This window comes from Blautia sp. CGZ-1-C1 (genome assembly GCF_056504575.1).
On sequence record NZ_JBWLUT010000167.1, the window covers coordinates 1 to 4,943 of the forward strand.

Here is a 4,943-nt window from a genome sequence, read left to right on the forward strand (position 1 = left end):
GAATCTCCTATGGCGAGTATTGCTCACCTTGAGAAATATTTCCGGGAAGAGGAGAAGAATTAGCTGCAAAACTTCGTGATAATACCATTGCACTTTACAAGAAATGTGCGGAATATGCATTAAGTAAAGGAATCATCATCGCAGATACCAAATTTGAGTTTGGACTGGATGAAGAGGGAAATATGGTAATCGGTGATGAGATGCTTACACCTGACAGCTCTCGTTTCTGGCCGGCAGAAGGCTATGAACCAGGACATGGACAGCCGTCCTTTGACAAACAGTTTGCCCGTGACTGGCTGAAAGCAAATCCGGACAATAACTGGACTCTTCCACAGGATATCGTGAGTACGACAAATTGAAAGATCTCTTCAGAGTTACGAAATGCTTACTGGTAAGAAATTAGCCTGATTATTTATCCGTATATTCTGGCGGGAAACAAATATATGATTTTGTAAATACTGTTATCTGAATGTAATAACTTCGGATAGCAGTATTTTTTTGGTTACTGTTCACTCCGTTACATCGCTTCGCGATGCACAGAATTTATGCTATTCGCATTAATTAGCCGCGGTATGTCTCAGGGATTTTGGCATTCTCATGCCAAAACACCTCGCGGGATAGTGTCGTGTGAACAGTAACTTTTTTTGTAAAAAATCAATAAAAATATAGAAATCAATTGACATTTTTGATACAATTCATGTATAAGCAGTAAAAAGAAGCACATTTTGCTGATTATCTTACAAACTTATAGATGAGGGAGAGAAAGTTTATGAAGACACTGAAAAAAATCTTTTTTGTTTTATTAATGATGGGCATTTTAACTGTGCCTGTATTTCAGGTGCAGGCTACAGAAAATGATGTTCTGGTTACCGAGCAGCCTTCACCAACACCATCAGCTGTTCCAATAAGAGAACTGGTTACAAAAGGTAATAAAATATATTACTACTATAAGGGAAAAATGGTAAAAAACACATGGAAACGATATAATGGTTACAAATATTATTTCGGAGCCAATGGGAATGCCGTTCGTGGTGGTCAGCGAATCAATAATGTAGTCTATGTTTTTGATGAAAAAGGACGCTTATTTGAAAAGAAAGAAAACAGAATCGTAAAATCCGGATCTAATCGTTACCATATAAGTACAAAACATGGCCGCGCCACAATTGGATACTTCATATATAAAAACAATTTATATTATGCAGACCCTAAAGGAAGATTGTATCAAAACAAATCCAGACAAAACGGTCAACTTTATTTCACCAGTTCCGGTGCTGCAAGAAAAGACTATAATGCGCTATTAAAAATGCGTGTCATGAAAATAGTTGCATCAATTACAAACTCAAGTATGAGCCAGAGTCAGAAACTTTATGCATGTTGGAAATACGTTGTTTATGGCGGCTTTTATTATGGTGGCCCGGATCCTAATCTTTACCAGAGTGGATGGGCACGTAGTGAAGCACTGCGAATGTTTAGTACAGGTTATGGCAATTGTTATGGATTTTCCTGCAGTTTTGCAGCCCTCGCACGTGAGGTAGGATATACTCCATATATGGTTTGCGGCAGAGTACCCGGAAGCAGAGATGGAGCGGCAGATGGGTTTACACGCCATTGCTGGGTAGAAATAAATGGCCTTTACTATGATCCGGAGGCTCAGTATGCAGGATGGATGACTGGAGTTTATGGATACGACTATTATCCGATCAGTCATCAGATTCAGAGAGTTGTAAATTTCTGTACATATTAATTTTGAAAATTATCTGAGAAAATTTCTGAAAGAGGTGTTTCTATGGCGAGCAGAATTGCGGTGATTGGAATTATAGTTGAAGAGCCTGATTCTGTGAAAGAGCTGAATCAGATTCTTCACGAATATGGTGAATATATCATAGGAAGAATGGGAATCCCCTACAGACAGCGTGGTGTTAATATTATCAGCGTGGCGATGGATGCACCCCAGGATATGATTAATGCAATGACAGGAAAAATTGGGCGGCTTGCAGGGATTTCTGCAAAAACAGTTTGCTCAAAAAAGGCAGAAAACATATAACAAGAGGGGGATTACATAGTGTCAGCAGATTTAAAAATGTTAGAGAGTATCCAAAATACGCAAAGTATTTCAAGGGAAGAATTGGGCGCGATTTTACAGACACAAGATTCCCTCCTGATACAGGAACTTCATAAAAAGGCACAGCAGACAGCGACACAGATCTATGGAAATAAAATATATATCCGCGGGTTGATTGAATTTACTAATTATTGTAAAAATAACTGCTATTACTGTGGAATCCGCAACGGCAATACAAAGGCCGACAGATATCGCCTTACAACAGAACAGATTCTATCCTGTTGTAAAACCGGATGGAACCTGGGATTTCGTACATTTGTATTACAGGGAGGAGAGGATCCTTATTATACAGATGTGAAAATCTGCCAGATCGTTCAGAAAATTAAATCAAAATATCCGGACTGTGCAGTAACCTTATCCATTGGTGAGAAGAGTGAAGAAAGTTATCAGGCATATATTCAATGCCGGAGCTGACAGATATCTGTTAAGGCACGAAACTGCAGATGAAGAACATTACAGAAAACTCCATCCACAACAGATGTCTTTAAACAATAGAAAAAACTGCCTGAAAGTTCTGAAAAAAATCGGCTATCAGACCGGTTGCGGATTTATGGTAGGATCACCGGGACAAACGGTAGACACCCTTTATCAGGATCTTCTGTTTATTAAAGAATTGAAACCTGAAATGGTTGGCATCGGACCTTTTATTCCTCATAAGGATACTCCGTTTGCAGATCAGCCTGCAGGGACACTGGATCTGACATTGAGATTATTGTCAATTATCAGACTGATTCACCCACATGTTCTTCTGCCAGCGACAACTGCACTTGGAACAATTGATTCTAAAGGAAGAGAGAAGGGAATTCTGGCTGGCGGAAACGTCGTAATGCCTAACCTTTCTCCGGTTAATGTCAGAGATAAATACAAACTTTATGATAACAAAATCTGCACCGGTGACGAAGCAGCAGAATGTAAGGCCTGTATGGCAGCAAGAATGAAGAGCATTGGTTATGAAGTAGTGACGGACAGAGGCGATTATAAGGTCTGAATGTAAAGCTGATTTTTCTGAAGTTCCAGAATGCTTTACAAAAAGAGTCACTTCTGAATAACTTAAGCATCCGCAGTATGCGGAATATAAAACTGAATATAGAAAAATAAAAACTAATCGGAAAGCAGTTGATAAGAAAGCTCCTGACCGAAAAGAAAGGAAAAAAGCCTATGTATAATCCAAAATCATTAAAAGCAGAAGAATTCATTTCCGACGAGGAAATCCGGGAAACCCTTGCCTACGCTGACGCAAACAAGGAGAATGTGGAACTGATCGATCAGATTCTTGCGAAAGCAAAAGAATGTAAAGGTCTTACGCACAGAGAAGCGTCTGTTCTTCTTGCCTGTCCAATTCCTGAGAAAATTCAGGAGATGTATGATCTGGCAGCGGAAATCAAGAAAGAATTCTACGGAAACAGAATTGTTTTGTTTGCGCCTCTGTATCTGTCTAACTATTGTGTAAATGGCTGTGTATACTGCCCGTATCATAAGAAAAACCAGCATATTGCCCGTAAGAAATTAACCCAGGAAGAAATTGTAAAAGAAGTTACCGCATTGCAGGATATGGGACATAAGCGACTCGCTATTGAAGCGGGTGAAGTATCCGCTCAATAACCCGATTGAATATATTCTGGAATGTATCAAAACGATCTATAGTATCAAACATAAAAATGGTGCGATCCGTCGTGTAAATGTAAATATCGCGGCTACAACAGTAGAAAATTACCGTAAATTAAAAGAAGCCGGAATCGGTACTTACATTCTTTTCCAGGAAACATATCATAAAGAAAGCTATGAAAAACTTCATCCAACAGGGCCAAAACATAACTATGCATATCACACAGAGGCAATGGACCGCGCGATGGAAGGTGGCATTGATGATGTCGGTTTAGGTGTATTGTTCGGACTGGAACTTTACAGATATGAATTTGCAGGACTTCTGATGCATGCGGAACATCTGGAAGCAGTTCATGGTGTAGGACCGCATACGATTAGTGTGCCACGTATCAAACATGCGGATGACATTGATCCGGTCTGCATTTGACAACAGTATCAGCGACGAGATTTTTGCAAAAATCTGTGCACTGATCTCGAATCTCTGTTCCATATACAGGTATGATTATTTGGACAAGAGAGAGTCAGGCTGTTCGTGAGAAAGTTCTTCCTTTGGGTGTTTCTCAGATTAGTGGAGCTTCAAGAACCAGTGTCGGTGGATATGATAAGCCTGAAACGGAAGATGAGATTACATCTGCTCAGTTTGATGTCAGCGATCAGCGCACGCTTGATGAGATCGTAAACTGGCTGATGAATATGGGAGACATCCCAAGCTTTTGTACTGCCTGTTACAGAGCCGGAAGAACCGGTGACCGTTTTATGTCATTGTGCAAAAGTAAACAGATTTCAAACTGCTGTCATCCAAATGCCTTGATGACTTTAATGGAATATTTACAGGATTATGCAAGTCCTGAAACTAAGAAAGTCGGTCTGGAACTGATTCAGAAGGAACTCGAAAATATTCCAAGTGAAAAAGTAAAGAGGCTTACAGAAGAACATCTGGCAGAATACCGCAAATGGGCAGCGTGATTTCAGATTCTGACAGCTTTCAAGCTGCGATACAGTTATCCAGTGTAGAGCCACGTCGCAAACGCGAATGATTTTATTCGATTTGACTTATTATATTGTGAAAGGAAAAAATATGTCGCTGTTACATTAAATGAAAGACCTTCGGCAAATCGTCTGCATATTGGAATCTTTGGAAAAACGAACAGCGGAAAATCTTCATTTATCAATGCGTTTTCCGGACAGAAAGTATCTATTGTAGCAGATGTTGCGG

General features: G+C 39.7%; 3 protein-coding genes and 3 pseudogenes. All 6 read left to right on the forward strand.

The features are described 5' to 3' along the window. Positions 1–408 (forward strand): annotated as a pseudogene (locus tag AC058W_RS15495) (phosphoribosylaminoimidazolesuccinocarboxamide synthase); the annotation flags it as partial. Between the two features lie 361 nt (positions 409–769). After that, positions 770–1,744, forward strand: coding sequence for a transglutaminase-like domain-containing protein (locus tag AC058W_RS15500; RefSeq protein ID WP_479390281.1), 975 nt, complete (start codon positions 770–772; stop codon positions 1,742–1,744). 42 nt (positions 1,745–1,786) lie between these two features. Continuing rightward, a complete protein-coding gene (locus AC058W_RS15505) occupies positions 1,787–2,044 on the forward strand; it encodes a TM1266 family iron-only hydrogenase system putative regulator (protein WP_055058864.1) in 258 nt (85 codons plus the stop codon). A 36-nt stretch (positions 2,045–2,080) separates the two neighbouring features. Then, a pseudogene (hydE, locus tag AC058W_RS15510) lies at positions 2,081–3,110 on the forward strand ([FeFe] hydrogenase H-cluster radical SAM maturase HydE). A gap of 170 nt (positions 3,111–3,280) precedes the next feature. Next, positions 3,281–4,706, forward strand: a pseudogene (gene hydG, locus AC058W_RS15515) ([FeFe] hydrogenase H-cluster radical SAM maturase HydG). Positions 4,707–4,768: 62 nt separating this feature from the next. After that, on the forward strand, positions 4,769–4,943 hold a 175-nt coding region (locus AC058W_RS15520; protein ID WP_479390282.1), incomplete at its 3' end, for a GTPase.

What these genes read in the sequence shown, in the direction of transcription:
- AC058W_RS15505 (WP_055058864.1), top strand. Translation starts at nt 1,787, where the DNA reads ATGGCGAGCAGAATTGCGGTGATTGGAATTATAGTTGAAGAGCCTGAT.
- AC058W_RS15500 (WP_479390281.1), top strand. Translation starts at nt 770, where the DNA reads ATGAAGACACTGAAAAAAATCTTTTTTGTTTTATTAATGATGGGCATT.